Source organism: Arthrobacter sp. Leaf337, assembly GCF_001423745.1.
Taxonomy (GTDB): domain Bacteria; phylum Actinomycetota; class Actinomycetes; order Actinomycetales; family Micrococcaceae; genus Arthrobacter.
In genome coordinates this window covers 368,858-384,031 of sequence record NZ_LMPC01000029.1, presented here as the reverse complement: position 1 = coordinate 384,031, position 15,174 = coordinate 368,858, and the positions used below count along the sequence as shown (strand labels likewise).

At 63.6% G+C, this 15,174-nt stretch carries 13 protein-coding genes; 6 read left to right on the top strand and 7 right to left on the bottom strand.

From position 1 onward, the window contains the following. Window positions 1-306: 306 nt before the first annotated feature. The 5 genes from ASF98_RS21465 to ASF98_RS21445 form a co-directional block, all read right to left on the bottom strand. A complete protein-coding gene (locus ASF98_RS21465) occupies window positions 307-2,547 on the bottom strand; it encodes an alpha-galactosidase (RefSeq protein ID WP_055806470.1) in 2,241 nt (746 codons plus the stop codon). 39 nt (window positions 2,548-2,586) lie between these two features. Beyond that, a complete protein-coding gene (locus tag ASF98_RS21460) occupies window positions 2,587-3,570 on the bottom strand; it encodes a glycosyl hydrolase family 32 (RefSeq protein ID WP_055806467.1) in 984 nt (327 codons plus the stop codon). A 56-nt stretch (window positions 3,571-3,626) separates the two neighbouring features. Next, the gene (locus ASF98_RS21455) at window positions 3,627-4,466 is read right to left on the bottom strand and encodes a carbohydrate ABC transporter permease (protein ID WP_235506111.1); all 840 of its coding nucleotides are present in this window, start codon (window positions 4,464-4,466) and stop codon (window positions 3,627-3,629) included. A gap of 44 nt (window positions 4,467-4,510) precedes the next feature. Then, window positions 4,511-5,476, bottom strand: coding sequence for a carbohydrate ABC transporter permease (locus ASF98_RS21450; RefSeq protein ID WP_055806461.1), 966 nt, complete (start codon window positions 5,474-5,476; stop codon window positions 4,511-4,513). 79 nt (window positions 5,477-5,555) lie between these two features. Continuing rightward, window positions 5,556-6,911 carry an extracellular solute-binding protein gene (locus ASF98_RS21445; RefSeq protein WP_055806458.1) on the bottom strand — a complete coding sequence of 452 codons (1,356 nt, stop codon included), beginning with the start codon at window positions 6,909-6,911 and terminating at the stop codon, window positions 5,556-5,558. Between the two features lie 235 nt (window positions 6,912-7,146). Between ASF98_RS21445 and ASF98_RS21440 the strand changes: the two genes are divergently transcribed. The 5 genes from ASF98_RS21440 to ASF98_RS21420 all read left to right on the top strand — a co-directional run bounded on the left by ASF98_RS21440 (window position 7,147) and on the right by ASF98_RS21420 (window position 12,273). Then, window positions 7,147-8,163, top strand: coding sequence for a LacI family DNA-binding transcriptional regulator (locus ASF98_RS21440; protein WP_055806749.1), 1,017 nt, complete (start codon window positions 7,147-7,149; stop codon window positions 8,161-8,163). A gap of 475 nt (window positions 8,164-8,638) precedes the next feature. Next, window positions 8,639-9,634: an NADP-dependent oxidoreductase gene (locus ASF98_RS21435; RefSeq protein WP_055806455.1), complete on the top strand. Its 996-nt coding sequence runs from the start codon at window positions 8,639-8,641 to the stop codon at window positions 9,632-9,634. Between the two features lie 71 nt (window positions 9,635-9,705). Continuing rightward, window positions 9,706-10,566 carry an alpha/beta fold hydrolase gene (locus ASF98_RS21430; RefSeq protein WP_055806452.1) on the top strand — a complete coding sequence of 287 codons (861 nt, stop codon included), beginning with the start codon at window positions 9,706-9,708 and terminating at the stop codon, window positions 10,564-10,566. A gap of 34 nt (window positions 10,567-10,600) precedes the next feature. Next, on the top strand, window positions 10,601-11,395 hold the full coding sequence (locus ASF98_RS21425; RefSeq protein WP_082506989.1) for a strictosidine synthase: 795 nt from the start codon (window positions 10,601-10,603) through the stop codon (window positions 11,393-11,395). A 47-nt stretch (window positions 11,396-11,442) separates the two neighbouring features. After that, window positions 11,443-12,273, top strand: a complete 831-nt coding sequence (locus ASF98_RS21420; protein WP_055806451.1) for an enoyl-CoA hydratase/isomerase family protein — start codon at window positions 11,443-11,445, stop codon at window positions 12,271-12,273. Window positions 12,274-12,349: 76 nt separating this feature from the next. Here ASF98_RS21420 and ASF98_RS21415 read toward each other — a convergent pair whose 3' ends face one another. Then, complete coding sequence (locus ASF98_RS21415; protein ID WP_055806448.1) at window positions 12,350-13,165, bottom strand: oxidoreductase; 816 nt, start codon at window positions 13,163-13,165, stop codon at window positions 12,350-12,352. Next, the gene (locus ASF98_RS21410; RefSeq protein ID WP_055806445.1) at window positions 13,162-13,887 is read right to left on the bottom strand and encodes an SDR family oxidoreductase; all 726 of its coding nucleotides are present in this window, start codon (window positions 13,885-13,887) and stop codon (window positions 13,162-13,164) included. Before ASF98_RS21410 ends, ASF98_RS21415 begins: the two co-directional genes overlap by 4 nt. Before the next feature lie 312 nt (window positions 13,888-14,199). Here ASF98_RS21410 and ASF98_RS21405 point away from each other — a divergent pair, with 312 nt between their 5' ends. Further along, on the top strand, window positions 14,200-14,826 hold the full coding sequence (locus tag ASF98_RS21405; protein ID WP_055806443.1) for a TetR/AcrR family transcriptional regulator: 627 nt from the start codon (window positions 14,200-14,202) through the stop codon (window positions 14,824-14,826). Window positions 14,827-15,174 lie beyond the last annotated feature (348 nt).

Here is a 15,174-nt window from a genome sequence, read left to right as displayed (position 1 = left end):
AACTTCCGACAGTCTCCGAGTTCCATGCTGTGGCCGGACCGTTCGGTAGCCCCCACCCAGGAGGGGCACGTTCCCGTTGTAAGCGGAGACGGCTCAGGTGAATGTGGGGCGATCAGGGCCTGAAAGGCTGACAGGACCTTGGAACGCCATGAAAAAGAAGAACCGCAGAGTTCCATCATTACTTGTTCACACCCGAACCCTTCGTCCTCAATGTGGGTGATGCTGTTTCCGGTGACCTGCAAAGCCTGACCCGGTTTGATGTGTGTGATCATATGGTTCCCTTTGCTGCTCTGGTCGGCGATGGGTTCACGCGGTCTTGGTGATGCGGTAGAGGACCACCTGGTCGGGGTGGATCCGTGGGGAGGCCACGCCGACCTTCGCCAGGACGCTGCCTGGGAGGCTGGCTCCGGGAAATGTCACGTCATCCCGGGTGGCTCCGCGCAGGGAAGTGCGTTCGATCGCCTGGCCGCCGGCTGTTGGCGTACCCCACCATTCGGGCGGCAGGAGCCCGGCGGGCGTGGTCCCTGGGAAGACGGGTTCCACCAGGTACGTTGCGTCCGGGGCGAGTCCGCGGAGTTTCAGGCGTCCGGCAGGATCCGGGTACAGGCCGTCGAGCGCGGCTACCGCGAAGATCGCCCGGGAACGGTCCCTGCTGACGACACCGTGAACCAAAACGTTCGAGTCGGGGCCGTCCATTCGGACGACGTCGCCGGTGAGCAGCTGGCCGCGTTCCTGTTTGTAGAAGTCGATCCATCGGCGCAGGCCTGATAGCTCCTCGGGTGAGGCCTGGGCAAGGTCCCACTCGACGCCGAGATGTCCGAAGATCGCGGTGCCTGCCCGGAATGCCAGGTCGTGCTGGCGGCCGGTGGTGTGGGAGCGCCCTGATGCGATGTGGGAGCCCATGTACTCCGGCGGCAGCAGCTGCGCGGTCCAGCGCAGCATGGTCTGCCGGTCGTGGGGATCGATGTTGTCCGACACCCAGACCCGGTCCGTGTGTTCCAGGACGCCCAGGTCGACGCGGGCGCCGCCCGATGAGCAGGATTCGATTTCCAGCCCCGGATGCAGGGACCGGATTTCCTGCAGCAGGGCGTAGAACGCCAGGGTCTGGTCGTGAACGCCCGGGCGGCCTTCGTGGAGCTGGTTGCCTGCTTCGATGAGGTCGCGGTTGTGGTCCCATTTGATGTAGTCGACCGGGTACTCCGCGAGGATGGCGAGGATCTGCTTCTTGACGTGTTCGTAGGCTTCGGGGATGCCGAGGTTGAGGACCTGCTGGTGGCGTGACTCCACGGGCCATTCGGTGCGGGCGGCCATGATCCATTCCGGGTGTGCTCGGGCGACGTCGCTGTCGGGGTTGACCATTTCCGGTTCGAACCACAGGCCGAACTGCATCCCGAGATCGTGGACGGATTTCACCAGAGGATGGAGCCCGGTGGGCCACACGTCGGGGGAGACCACCCAGTCGCCCAGCCCCGACGTGTCGTCGCGGCGTGAACCGAACCACCCGTCGTCGAGCACGTACCGTTCGACGCCGACGGCGGCGGCACGCTCGGCCAGGTCGATGAGTTTGTCCGCGTCGTGCCCGAAGTACACTGCCTCCCAAACGTTGAGGCTAACCGGTCGATCAGCTGAGACCCGCGGCGTATGGCTGCGCACGTGGGTATGGAAGCGGTGTGCGACCTCGTCGAGTCCCGCCCCGTAGGAGGCGTAGATCCAGGGGCTCATGTAGCTGTGGTCGCGGCCCAGCCGGATTTCGCCTGGCAGGAGCAGCTCCCCGCCGCCGAGCAATTGCTCGCCGGTGAAGACGCGTTCTGCATAGTGCTGGTGATTTCCGCTCCAGGCTGTGTGGACGGCCCAGACGTCGCCATGGCCGAATCCGAATCCGGGCGTTCCTGCGTGCAGGATGAACGCACTGTCGGCCCCCGTGCGGCCTTTGCGGTTCTCGCGCACGTGGGTGCCGGTACGCAGCGTGCCGCGCTGGGGGATCCGTTCATAGTTGTGGTTGCCGGCGAAGTCCAGCAGTTCCGTGGCCTCTGCGGGAATCGGGTAGGACAGGGCGAGGTCTTCGAGCGTGTACTTTTCGTCGCACAGGTTGGTCAGTTCTGCCCGGCTGCGCAGCAGCCCGCCCGGGAGCAGCTCCAGCGTCAGGTCGAGGCGCAGCCGTCCGGCGTCATCGAGGGCACTGACTTCGAGAAGACCGGCCCCGGAGGAGGTGAATCCTGTGACCGGGGTGCCGTTCAGTGCCACGGTTTGGGTGCGGAACTTGGGTGACCAGCCAGCGCCGTCGAAGGAGCCCCTTAACCCGGGGCGGCCTGTCCAGCCGCTGTGGTGCCCGGGCAGCAGGCCGGGCCGGGGCGGCAGGTCGACGGTGTTGGAACCGGCCACCGGGACGCTTGCTCCAAGCAGGGCACGGGCCTGATCGGCAGTCAAAGCCGGTAGCGCAGGGCCCCAGTGGACGATGGCGGGAAGCTGGCCGGCCGTGGCGTCTATCAGCACGGTCACTCCGGCGGCGGTCAGCTGCAGGAGCGCGCCCTGGTTATCGGTTGGCATGGAACTCCTCATGCATTGGGTGGTCGGGGCCGTCACGGGTTAAACGGGTTTGGCGGTGTTGGTTTGTTGTGTCGGCGTCGTGGTCAGGCCGCCGCGCTCCTGATCCCAGTGGAGCGGAAGTGGGTCCGAGATGACGCCGTCGAAGGAACCGTCGCTGTTGGCGTCGTGGCAGGCCATCATCATCAGTTGGCCGGCACGGTTCCGTATGACGCGCCCGCTGTAGAGCGGCGCAGTGGTGACGATCGCCGCTGATGCGACGTCGTAGGGTCCGCTGGTTTGGTCCGTTTCCAGGCTCCAGATCCCCCCGCCGCCGAATCCTTCTGCCTTCTTGGCCGCGAGCGTGTCCACTCCGCAGGAGAACAACAGGACGGCCCTGTCGTCCATGACGGTGGTCTGGGGCACTTCGAGGTGTCCGAAGCCGGCACCGGGCCGGCTCAGGGGCGGCCTCACCTCCCAGGTCTCCAGATCCGGCGAGACGGCGTGGCCGATGACGCCGCGGTTGTCGACGTCGCCGTGGTTTGCCCTGGCTGTGATCAGCATGTGCCAGCCGTCGCCAGCCGGATCGGCAAACACCCAGGGGTCCCGCCAGGCTTCTTCCGGCCAGGTCGAATCACCGTATTTTTCGTACCAGCGTGCGTCGGCTTCGATCACGGCGGCGGGGTGCTTGGTCCAGGTGCGGAGGTCCGGGGAGGTTGCGACGCCGATGGCTTCGATGTTGTGTGTTTCGTAGAACCGGGCTCCGGTGTAGAACATCCGCCAGATGCCGTCCGGGCCTTGGACGACGCTACCGGTCCAGGTTGAGGTTGCGTCAAAGGCATCCGGGTCATCGGGCTGCAGGACGACGCCGTGCGAGACCCAGTGGGTCAGGTCCTGTGAGGTGGCGTGGCCGATCCGGGCGTTGCGGTGCCGGAGAGCAGGATCGCCCAGGCTCTTGGGAGCGTGGAGATAGTACATGTGGAAGTTGCCGCCGTCGTCGGCAAGCCAGAAGTCCCACACCCATGAGTCCTTAAGACTGAAAACCAAGTGAATTCACCTTTTCTGTTGGTGGCCGCCCGGGCGGGGCCGCTTGGGAGGAAGTGTTAGCCCTTGACTGCGGAGCTGCTGATGCTGGCGACGAACCAGCGCTGGAAGACCAGGAAGACGGCCAGGACCGGGACGATGAACATCGTTCCGAAGGCAAGCACCTGGCCCCACTCCGGTGGCTGCTGGTTTTGGAAGATGCTGATCGCCAGTGGCAGCGGCCGGACGGTTGGATCCGAGACCATCAGGACCGGCCAGAGGTAGGATCCCCACTGCGCCAGGAAGGTCAGGATGGCGACGGTGGCAAACGCCGGTTTCGTAATGGGCACCACGACCTGGAAGAACGTCCGGAATGGCCCGGCACCGTCAAGACGTGCTGCCTCCTCGATTTCGCCCGGAACGTCGAGGAAGAAGGTGTAGAACAGGAAGATCGAGAACGCGTTGGCAATGAACGGAATCGCCTGGATGAAGATGGTGTCCCGCTGCCCGGAGAACATGAAGTACAAAGGCAGGGCGACCGCTTCGAACGGGATGATCGTCAGGACAATCACCAGCAGGAAGATGATCTTCTTCCCGCGCCATTGCATCCTGGCGAAGGAGTAGGCGGCCATGGAATTCACGACAAGGCTGCCTGCAACGACCGCGGTGGTGACAAGGATGGAGACGGCCGCGAACTGTCCGAAGTACCCGGTGGCCTCTGAACCGAGGTGTTCGAAGACGCCTGTGTAGTTGTCGAGGGACAAGTTCGTTGGGACAAAGCCGCTGATCCCGCTGAGTACCTCGGCAGAGGGGCGGAAGCTTCCCACGATGAGGTAGTAGACGGGCAGGAAGAAGAACAGCGAAACAACTGTCAATATCAGGTAGTGGAGTGCGGTCTGCCAACGGCGTGTGCGTTTCATGCTCCCGCCCCGCCGCCCTGGCTTCACGGTCTTGGACATCGCCATCAGACGCCTCCTCGCTGGCGCGCAACTGCGCGTTGAATGATTGCGATCACGGTGATGATCAGCATGAAGATGACTGTCATGGCGGCAGCCTGCCCCACGTTGTTGTTGTCGAATCCGGTGTTGATGATTTGGGTCATCACGGTCTCGGTCGAACCGCGGTCGACGCTGCCGGACCGGCTCAGGAGATAGACCTGGTCGAAGAGTCGGAAGGAGAAGATCGTGGTGATGAGGGCGACGAAGATCAGGGTATTTCTGATGCCGGGAACCGTCACGTTAAGGAATTGCGCCCATTTGTTGGCGCGGTCCAGCGATGCCGCCTCGTAGAGTTCGGTCGGTACGCTTTGCAGCGCGGCGAGGACGATGATCATCTGGAAGCTGACGCTTTGCCAGATCGACATGACAATGATTGATCCGAGCGCGGTGGTGGGATCGCCGAGCCAGTCGTGGCTGGTTAGGCCACCGCCGCTGAAGAAGCCCAGGATCGCGTTGAGGAGTCCCTGATCGCCCCGGGAGTAGATGAGGCGCCAGATCACGGCCGTCAGGGCCAGCGGGAATACCAGGGGCATGAAGATGAAGGTTCGGAAGACCACCATGCCGCGCAGTTTGCGGTTGACGAGGACCGCCAGGGCCAGGGCGAGTACGGTCTGCACGGGCACGACAATGACGGCGAAGGTGAAGTTGTTCAGCAGTGCGTGGCCAAAGGCTGCTGCCAGGTCCGGATCGGTGAACAAGCGGGTGTACTGTTCGAATCCGACGAAGCGTGCCGGACGCGGGCTGTTGAGCTGGACGCGGTAGAAGGACAGCACGAGGGCGAGCACGAACGGTGCGACCAGGAAGATTGCGAGTCCGAGCAGGGCGGGGCTGGCGAAGAGCGGGCCCGCGAACCGGTGTCCGGAAAGGCCGGCGGACGGCCGTCGCTTTACCGGCGCCGCGGGGGCCTGGATCTGTTGCGTTTGAGTGGTCATAATGGAGGCTTTCGCTGGGAGCGATTCCGGGGGTCCGGCCAGCCGCGGTGGTTGCGGCGGCCGGACGACTGCCGGAGGTCTATTTCTTATATCCGTCGTTGTCGGCGAAGTTCTGGTCGATGGCGCGGGCGGCCGCGCTCAGGGCTTCCTTGGCGTCCTTGCCTGCGTAGATGGCGGCCTCGGCTTTGCCCACCTGGTCCGTGACGACGGGGTAGCCCGCGGTCACCGGCCGGGTGACGCTAACGCAGGTGTCGCTGATCTGGTCCTCCGGGCCGCAGGCCTTGCTCAGCTGATCGCCCAGGAGCTGCAGCTGCTTGCCGGGTCCGTAGAGGGCGGATGCCGCTAGTGCCGTCTTCGTAGCGGGAGGGGCACCGTTGGCGTCGGTGTAAGTGCGGACGCTTTCGTCCGTCATCAGGAAGTCCAGGAACTTTCCGGCCGCGGCGCCGTTCTTCGACCCGGCGCCCATGCCCCAGGCAAAGGTTCCGGATGCGGTTTTGGTGCCCTTGCCGAAGTTCGGCAGTGGGATTGAGACCAGGTCATTACCCAGGGCCTTGTACGTCGGGTAGGTCCAGTGTCCGACCCAGCTGAGGGCGACGCGTCCGCTCGTGAATGCCAGCCCGTCTGCGTTCGGATCGGTGTATTTCTTCCAGCTGGCGAACTTTGTCAGCGACTTCACGTTGGCGTCTGAGTCCAGCGCTCCGGATGCCCTATTGTCTTTGAGCACGGTGCCGCCCCCGGACCAGATGACGGGCCCGGCCGAGCAGCAGGTTCCCCATTCGCCGGCAAAGCCGTACTGTTCCGAAAGATCCAGCGGTTTGCCTCCCGGGACCACTGCGGTGAGTTTGTCCAGGGCGCCCGTGAATTCGTCAGCTGTCCAGGCCTTCTCCGGGGTGGTCGGGTAGGCTACACCTGCGGTGTCCAGGAGTCTCTTGTTGCCCCACAATGCGAGGCCGGCGTTCATCATGCCTACTCCATATACGGCATCATCGACGGTGTTCTGTGCCGTGATGGAGTCCGTCTGGTTCGACAGGGTCGCGTCGGATACGGAGCCTTTAAGTGGGGCCATCTTGCCGTTGTAGACGAAGCTGGCCAGAGTGGGCCCGTCGAAGTCCAGAACATCGGGCAGGTCACCCGGCGCCGCAGAGTTCACGGCCTTGGTGTATTGGTCGGAGGGGAAGAGTTTGAGATTCACTTTGATCTTGCTCTGCGCGCTTTCGAAGTTCGAGATGATCTTCTTCAACGCGTCGTTCTCGGCTGCCTGCCCGTCGACTGCCCAGACATTAATGGTGCCTTCGCCGGAGCCCGCCTCAACGGTGGAACCGCTACCGACTGATCCTGGTCCGCCGCAGCCGGTCAGTGCCATGGCTGCGATGGTTGCAGTGGCCGCGGCGGTGAGGATCCGTGCCCCGCTTCGAGGCTTTGGAATGGTCATCATCATTGATCCCTTCGGAGGATGTGGAGTTTTTTTGTAAGAGTTCAAAAGGGCCTGGATATCGTCAGGCGGGGAACGTGAGGAGGATCACTGCTCATTGGCTCGAACACGAGTCTACGCGGGTAGACTCGTTCGCGCAAGAACCCGAATCGACATTGCATTTGCTGGCATTTATCTAAAGACAATGCGTTCCACCCGGGTAGAATGATGTGAACGATGGAGTGAAAGGGTGGTCTACATGGCGAGTCTGCAGGCACAAGCCGGATCAGGAAAAATAACGAGAACCGACGTTGCCCGCTATGCCGGGGTGAGTACGGCGGTTGTTAGCTACGTCATCAACGGTGGCCCCAAGCCGGTCGCGGCAGCGACTGCGGCACGGGTGCATGAGGCCATCAAAGTGCTCCAGTACCAGCCCAATGCAACCGCCCGGGCTCTGACTATGGGATCCGCCCGGCTGCTGGGCATGATTGTCCCGGACAGCACCAACCCGTACTTCGCTGAACTCACGGACACCATCGCGCAGGCTGCTGCCGCACGGGGCTACGCTCTGCTCGCTGCCAACTCCCGTACGGACGCCGACACCGAGCGGCAAAACACCCTCAATCTCGTGTCACGTCAGGTCGACGCGATCATCCTCGCCACGGTGCTCAGCCCCAGCGAAGTCGCCGCTATGCCGGTTCAGGGAATTCCCAGGGTGCTCATTGACCAGTCCAGCGCAGTGCACGGCATACCCACGGTCAGCACCGACTTTGAACAGGGAGCCGCACTGGGGGTGCAGCACCTTATCGGGCACGGTCACCAGGATATTGCCATTCTGGTGGGCAAGGATATTGACCCAACCCGCGCGGACCCACGACACAACGGCTGGAAGAAGGCGCTCCGGGAGGCAGGCCTGCCCGAGGGGGCTGCTGAATTCACTGACTTCACCAGGCAAGGCGGCTATGAAGCCACCCGGCGGCTGCTCGAACTACCAAAGAGGCCCACGGCCATCTTCGCGAGCTCCGACCTGCTGGCGGTTGGCGCCCTGCGAGCCATCCACGAGGCCGACCTCTCCATACCCGATGACATTGCCGTGGTCTCGTTCGACGGAACCTCTGAATCGGAATTCAGCTGGCCTCAGCTCACGACTGTCCGGCAGCCCATCAATCAGATCGCCGAAGCGGTCCTCGAAGCGGCCCTCTCCCACAAGGACTCAGCCGGGAAGATCCAGCTCCTCCCCACAGAGCTCATCATCCGCCGGTCCTGCGGCTGCTGACTCATTGCGGGGAGCGCGACGAACACCGCGTCAAAATAGGCGAGTGCGTCCATCGCCGCCCCGACCTTCCGGCGATGAACTCTCAGGAAGCTGGCAATTTCTGAATATGGCTGCTGGTCTGGTGCGAGTCCAGCCAGTGCCAGACCACCTCCCTGGCTTTGGCCAACGTGACCCCTCATGCGACCCCCCTTGACAGAATAATTGAGCGTGCTCATAATTGAGCATACTCGGTTATATTCGGAGGAGCGGGCCCGGTGCGCAGCGTTTACTGAGACAGCGACCCTATGGTGCCGTCCGCAAACGCGAACGTGCTCACCCGGCAGCTACCGAACGCTTCCGGTCCTGGTGTTCCGGTAGTCCGGTCATGGCGTCGCCTTCCAACACTTCCGGGCGTTCGTCGCTGTGGCCCGGGATTTCCTCCGCAGCTAAGGCAACCCAAACCAGCTTCGCCACACGCCCAGAAGGAGCAAGAAACATGAGAGCGTTCGTCATCAACGAATACAAGGGTCCGCTGCAGGAATCGGATGTCCCCGAGCCCACAGTGGGGGAGCATGATGTGCTCGTACAGGTCCAGGCCGCAGGGCTGAACGTACTCGACGAGAAGATCCGAGCGGGCGAGTTCAAGCAGATCCTGCCCTATGCGCTTCCCTTGATTCCAGGCAACGATGTCGCCGGAACAGTCATCCGTGTCGGTTCGAAGGTGCGCGCGTTCAGGTCCGGCGACGAGGTTTATGCCCGCCCCGACAAGGACCGGATCGGCACCTTCGCCGAGCGAATCGCCGTCGCCGAAGCCGATCTGGCCCTCAAACCGGCATCGGTCAGCATGGAGGAGGCCGGCTCCCTGCCGCTGGTTGCGTTGACGGCGTGGCAGGCCCTGGTTGAGCGCGGCAATGTGCAGCCGGGTCAGAAGGTCCTCATCCACGCCGGCGCCGGGGGAGTCGGTTCAATCGCGATCCAGCTCGCCAAGCACCTCGGAGCTACCGTCGCGACCACCGCAAGCGCCGCCAACCTGGAGTTCGTGCGCGGGCTCGGCGCCGACACGGTCATCGACTACCGCAGCCAGGACTTCGGACAGCTCCTGAGCGGCTACGACCTCGTGCTGGACAGCGTCGGCGGCGAGAACCTCAAGAAGTCCCTGCGGGTGCTCAAATCCGGCGGCAAGGCGATTGGGATCGTCGGGCCTCCAGACCCGGCATTTGCACGCGAAGCCGGCCTGAATCCAGTTTTGCGCGTTGCCATCGCTGCCCTGAGCGCAGGCATACGCCGCCAAGCCAAGAAGCTGGGCGTCAGCTACGAGTTCCTGTTTATGCGTGCCAGCGGCGACCAGTTGCGCCAGATCACAGCCCTCATCGACAGCGGCGCTTTGCGCCCGATCGTTGGACGTGTCTTTCCCTTCAATCAGACCATCGAAGCCCTTCAGGGCCTGGAAAAGGGCGGCATCCGCGGCAAGGCCGTCATCAGTAACCCCTGAACACCGCGCAGAGACGCAGCACGCCCCATCATCACCAAACGACCAACAATCCACCTTGCAGGAGCACCGTCATGAATGCCCGCGACAACGAACCCGTCATCACCTCCTACGCCAAAGCGCCTGCCCGTGCCATTAGCGCCGGAGGCGTGCACTACGCCTACCGAGAACTCGGACCCAAGGGAGGCATCCCCGTCATCTTCTTCGTCCACCTCGCCGCGACCCTGGATAACTGGGACCCGCGCATCATCGACCCCATCGCAAAAAACCACCACGTCATCACGTTCGACAACCAAGGTGTCGGAGCCTCCACCGGCCAGGTGCCCGACAGTATCGAGGCGATGGCAGACGACGCGTACACGTTCATCAAAGCCCTCGGATACCAGAAGATCGACATCTTCTCCTTCTCCCTCGGCGGCATGGTGGCACAGGCACTGGTCCTTAAGCACCCCGAGCTAGTCCGGAAGCTCGTTCTCACAGGCACTGGTCCCAGGGGCGGCAAGGACATCGACAAGGTCGCCGGGACCACCTACTACGACATCCTTCGTGCCGCGCTGACCCGGTCCGACGCGAAGGAATTCCTCTTCTTCAACCGCAACGCCACCGGCAAGCCCGCCGCGAAGGCATTCATCACGCGCCTTCAGGAGCGCACCGTCGACCGCGACGCCCCGATCAGCGTGAAGGCGTTCCAGACGCAGCTGAAGGCGATCAGGAAGTGGGGACGGTCGGCGCCCGCCGACCTGTCGAAACTCACCCAGCCCACCCTGATCGCCAACGGAGACAACGACCGCATGGTGCCCTCGGTCCTCTCCGAAGATATGCGTAGCCGCATCAAAGGCTCCGAGCTGATCATCTACCCCGACTCCGGACACGGCGGCATCTTCCAGTTCCACGACAAGTTCGCGCCTGTCGCCGTCGAGTTCCTGGCCCGCTGACCGGCAGCCGAAACTCACTGACAGGACGAGCAAAATGTCCATCACGATTCCGTTTACGAGGAAGCCGTTCGCATCATCAATCCTGCTGTGGATCCGCACGGACCAGCCCCGACAGCAGGGGATGGACTACTGGAAGGGCCCCCACTCCAAGATCATCTCCCCGACCCCGGGTTTCAATGAGTATCGCCAGATCCACCTCGCCGAGACCAATCCGGGGCTGTGGCCCGCCACTGCTGGCGTTGAGACCGCCATTCCCGCAGACCGGCGGATCGATGGGGTCGCCGAGGTCACCTTCGCCTCCGTGCTCTGGCCGTTACTGGGCCGGAGACAGACCCGTCTCGCCTACCAAGACGAGATCAACGTGTTCCGGCGCACCCTGCTCTATGCCGGGCCGCCGAACTCGACCCGTTGGTACGACGTCGCCGGACCCGGCGAGACGACCGGGGCTAGAGCCCTGATCTACCTTAGGAAACGGGACGCCGTCGGCACCCGCCCGTTCCGGACGTTCGTCACCGACGAACTTGCGCCAGCGCTCACTACCACGGGCGCGATGACAGAACTCCGAACCCAGGTATTCATGCCATGGAATAAGAAGCTCTGGGACACGCCGAACGTCGCCCACGACAACCCCACCGACCAGCAGTTCCACGCCTCACTGATCCTCGGCTTCAACGACTCAGCCGCGCGGGCGGCGTTCTTCGCCGGCGGGGAGGTCGCCACGCTCTCGGACAGGCTGTCGGGGTTCGCGTCCGCGGTCCACGCCTACGACGTGTCCGCGGCCCTGACCTACGTCACCGGTGGCGACATCCTTCCGCAATACCAGGAATAGACGAACTCCTACCCACCCCGATATCCATCGAACCTCTGGAGCAGAACATGAGCGAGCAGAGCACCATCCACTACGAACGCACCTCACCACAGGTCGCGAAGATCACCTTCGCGAACCCGCCGGTGAACCTCATCGTCGGCGAGACCGTCCTTCGACTCACCGAAATCGTCGAAGAGTTGGCGACCGATCCCGACATCCAAGTCGTCGTGTTCGGCAGCAGTGTGCCCGACTTCTTCTACAACCACTTCGACCTCGCCGCAGCCGCGGACTTTCCCGCCCCCGACGGCGAGGGAGCAGTGCCGAAGTGGACCGACCTGGTCCTGAAGCTTTCCAGGGCCCCCTATATCACCATCGCAACCATCCGAGGCCGCACCCGGGGTGGGGGCAACGAGCTCGCTCTCGCGTTCGACCTGCGCTACGCCAGCCGCGAGAAGGCGATCTTCGGGCAGCCCGAGGTCGGCAGTGGTCTGCTGCCCGGTGGTGGCGGCACCGAGCGGCTTCCACGCACCATCGGTCGTGACCGGGCACTGGAGGTCATCCTCACCAGCGCCGACTACGACGCATCCACCGCCGAGCAATGGGGCTGGGTAACCCGCGCCCTGCCCGACGCCGAGCTGGATGCCTTCGTCGACGCCATCGTCTCTCGGCTGGCGTCCTTCGACCGCACATCCCTGGCATCGGCCAAGGCGATGATCAACCGGGCCTCGCTACCGCCGGATGCAGACCTCGTCGCCGCCTACAGCGAGTTCGCGCACTCGCTCACCCTGCCTGGGTTCCTCACTCGCGCCGCAGGCACCCAGGCGCTTGCAGAGCAGGCCGGCACGGACCTGGAATACCGACTCGGCGAGTACATCGGCATCGCAAACCAGCGACGCTGACACCAGCCACCGAGAGTGAGGGCCGCAGCATTTGCTGCGGCCCTCAGGCATTTCAACGTCAGTTCGAAGGTGAGCGTCAGCTCGGCATCCGATTGAATCTGCGGACAATGCGGTCGAAGATTCGGGCCGGCAGGACGCGGTGCAGCGCGCTGATGCTTGCCGCCGTCGAGCCGGCGGTGCGCCGAAGTCTCGGGTTCCGGTCTGAGGCCGCCGCGACGATCACTCTGGCTACGACGGCGGGATCGTCGCCACCGCTGGTATTCTTCGCCAGCACCTCGTCGAAGGTGCGCCGTCCCGACGCGTAGAGCGGCATGGGGGTGTCGGCCTGTACGCTGTGGCCTGCGAACGGGGTGTTGATCGGGCCGGGCTCGACGAGCAGTACCCGAATGCCGTGCTCGCGGACCTCGTGGTCCAGCGACCCGGACCAGCCCTCCACGGCGTGCTTGGTCGAGACGTAGACGGCCATGAACGGGCTGGGGACGAACCCGCTGAGGGAGGAGACGTTGATGATGCGTCCTCGACGTCGGGCGCGCATGTACGGCAGGACCGCCTTGGTCATCCGCATCACGCCGTAGACATTGGTGTCGAAAACGTCCTGCGTCTGCGCGAGAGAGAACTCCTCGGCGGCGCCGGTGGCGCCCACGCCGGCGTTGTTAACGAGTAAATCGATGTTCCCGAATTGGTCGATCACGTGCTTGACCACCGAGGCGACCGATTCGTCGCTGGTCACGTCGAGGTCGAGGTAGGTCACCCCGGCGGGGGCGGTGGATCGCACGGTGTTGCGGCCGGTTCCGATCACTTGGAAACCTGCGGCCGCGAGTGCGATTGCTGCCGCTTTGCCGATGCCTGAGGAAGCGCCTGTTACCAGCGCGACCTGCCGAGGTTCTGTCATGACTGGCTCTTGGAGTTTGTGCCCTGCAACGCCGGGTAGAGTGCCTCGACCGGGCCACTCAGGGCGGCCTTGAGCTGCACGGATGTCTCGTCGGCCAGAACTTCGTACTCGCCGGCTTCCACGGCATCCAATACGGTGCGGACCAGATCGGCCGGGTCCGTCTTGGGATCGGTGGTGTGCGCAGCCATCGCAGTGTCGACCCACCCGACGTGAACGCCCACCACGTGGACCCCTTCGGAGGCCAGTTCCAGGCGCAGAGAATTGGTGGCCGACCAGAGGGCTGCCTTGGTGGCACTGTAGATGCCGGCGACGGCGTACCAGCTCATGGCGGAGTGGATGTCGATGATCACCGACTCATCCTTCGCTGAAAGGACCGGTGCAAATGCGCGGGCGAGGAACAGCGGGCCAAGGAAATTCGTCTCGACATTGGTCCGGATTTCCTCGTTAGTGTGGGTGAGGATGCCCGGGCTGGCGACCGAGGCTCCAGCGTTGTTGATCAACACCGTGACATCGCCGGCCGCCGAGACGGCTGCCTCGATCGAGGCGACGTCGGTGACGTCGAGGGTGAGGGGGACGATGCGCTCGTCCTCCCACGTTCGGGGGGTGCGGGCAGTGGCGTAGACCTTGCTGGCACCGCGGGCAAGGGCGTCATGCACGAAGTGCGTTCCGATGCCGCCGTTCGCTCCGGTGACGAGGACGACTGCTCCATTGAGTGAGGGCATTTGCTTGGACTTTCTTGTTTGAGATAAATGCGCACGGGTCGGCGCGGATGGGGTTGATGGTGAGGCCGCCGCCCGCCCTGGCTTGAAAGGGAGCCGCCAGGGCCTGCGGCTTAATGGCACCTGATCAGGCGTGGGAGGGTGCCAGAGAGAGGACATGCTCATGAGCGTGGTCCTTTCCATTCGATAGATCGTTAGCACCACCCGATAGGCCCTTTTCGGCCGCTGTGGGACAATAAAAACTACTGAGCCCACACGGTACCGACTGTGCTCATAACTGAGCATGGTCAGATTCTATTCCCCGGAGAACACGTAATGGCAGTCGCCCCTCAACCCGTAGGCCGACGTGAGCGGAACAAGCAGCACAAGCTCGACCGCATCACGGCCGCCGCAGCAGAGCTTTTCGCCGAACATGGTGTCGATGAAGTCACAACCCAGCAGGTCGCCGACAGGGCTGACATTGGCACGGGGACTTTATTCTTGTACGCCAAGACCAAGGGGGAGCTGCTCCTGCTCGTTCAGAACTCCACCTACGCCGATGCGCTCGTCACGGGTAGGACGGCCGCCGAGGCGATCCCGGATGTGTTAGAGGCCGTGATGGCGATCGTTCGCCCCGTGGTGGAGTGCAACCGAAAGCAGATCGAAAACGGCCGAACCTACCTGCGCGAGATCGTGTTCGGGGATCCCGACGAACCCCACCACCGCGAAGCCCTCGCCCTCACCGTTCAGACCGAGGAGGCGATTGCCGACGTGCTGACGCGGGACCCCCGGATCGAGCCTCGGAACGCTGCCAGGCTGGCACACATAGTCTCCGCGATAATGTTCCTCAGTATGGCGGCCACGATCAACGTCTCCAGGTCCGTTGACGAAATCCTCTCGGAGATCTCAGGGCAGATCTACGTTCTCTTGCCCACAGGTGGAACGGGCCGACCGACTGATTGAGCTGATCCACGACCGTTCGCGCCGCGGAGACCTGCCGCCGCAATCGCGCCATGAACTGGGGATCTGCCGATTACGGGCGTCCACAATGGCGGCGCAGGGGCGTGGGTCTTCGAAGCGGGCGTTGGGCCCGTTCGGGGGTCCGCGCAACGGGCTCGATTCCTTCCGCCCGTGGCCCGGGTGGCACGCTGCGTGAATGGCTGCAACTTGGATTGTGAACCCGCCAGATCCCACCGTCGAGCCCTGTAGTCCCAGGAGGCGAATGTTCGTTCGTCAAGCTCGCCGCGAGTTAGGACGAATTCTCACAGACTTAAGTCGTAAACCTACCTAATGCTGTTAGGCTGGTTCGGA

Coding starts and splice junctions, on each gene's coding strand:
- ASF98_RS21465 (WP_055806470.1), bottom strand. CDS start 2,547: ATGCCAACCGATAACCAGGGCGCGCTCCTGCAGCTGACCGCCGCCGGA.
- ASF98_RS21455 (WP_235506111.1), bottom strand. CDS start 4,466: ATGAAACGCACACGCCGTTGGCAGACCGCACTCCACTACCTGATATTG.
- ASF98_RS21450 (WP_055806461.1), bottom strand. CDS start 5,476: ATGACCACTCAAACGCAACAGATCCAGGCCCCCGCGGCGCCGGTAAAG.
- ASF98_RS21445 (WP_055806458.1), bottom strand. CDS start 6,911: ATGATGACCATTCCAAAGCCTCGAAGCGGGGCACGGATCCTCACCGCC.
- ASF98_RS21440 (WP_055806749.1), top strand. CDS start 7,147: ATGGCGAGTCTGCAGGCACAAGCCGGATCAGGAAAAATAACGAGAACC.
- ASF98_RS21435 (WP_055806455.1), top strand. CDS start 8,639: ATGAGAGCGTTCGTCATCAACGAATACAAGGGTCCGCTGCAGGAATCG.
- ASF98_RS21430 (WP_055806452.1), top strand. CDS start 9,706: ATGAATGCCCGCGACAACGAACCCGTCATCACCTCCTACGCCAAAGCG.
- ASF98_RS21425 (WP_082506989.1), top strand. CDS start 10,601: ATGTCCATCACGATTCCGTTTACGAGGAAGCCGTTCGCATCATCAATC.
- ASF98_RS21420 (WP_055806451.1), top strand. CDS start 11,443: ATGAGCGAGCAGAGCACCATCCACTACGAACGCACCTCACCACAGGTC.
- ASF98_RS21415 (WP_055806448.1), bottom strand. CDS start 13,165: ATGACAGAACCTCGGCAGGTCGCGCTGGTAACAGGCGCTTCCTCAGGC.
- ASF98_RS21410 (WP_055806445.1), bottom strand. CDS start 13,887: ATGCCCTCACTCAATGGAGCAGTCGTCCTCGTCACCGGAGCGAACGGC.
- ASF98_RS21405 (WP_055806443.1), top strand. CDS start 14,200: ATGGCAGTCGCCCCTCAACCCGTAGGCCGACGTGAGCGGAACAAGCAG.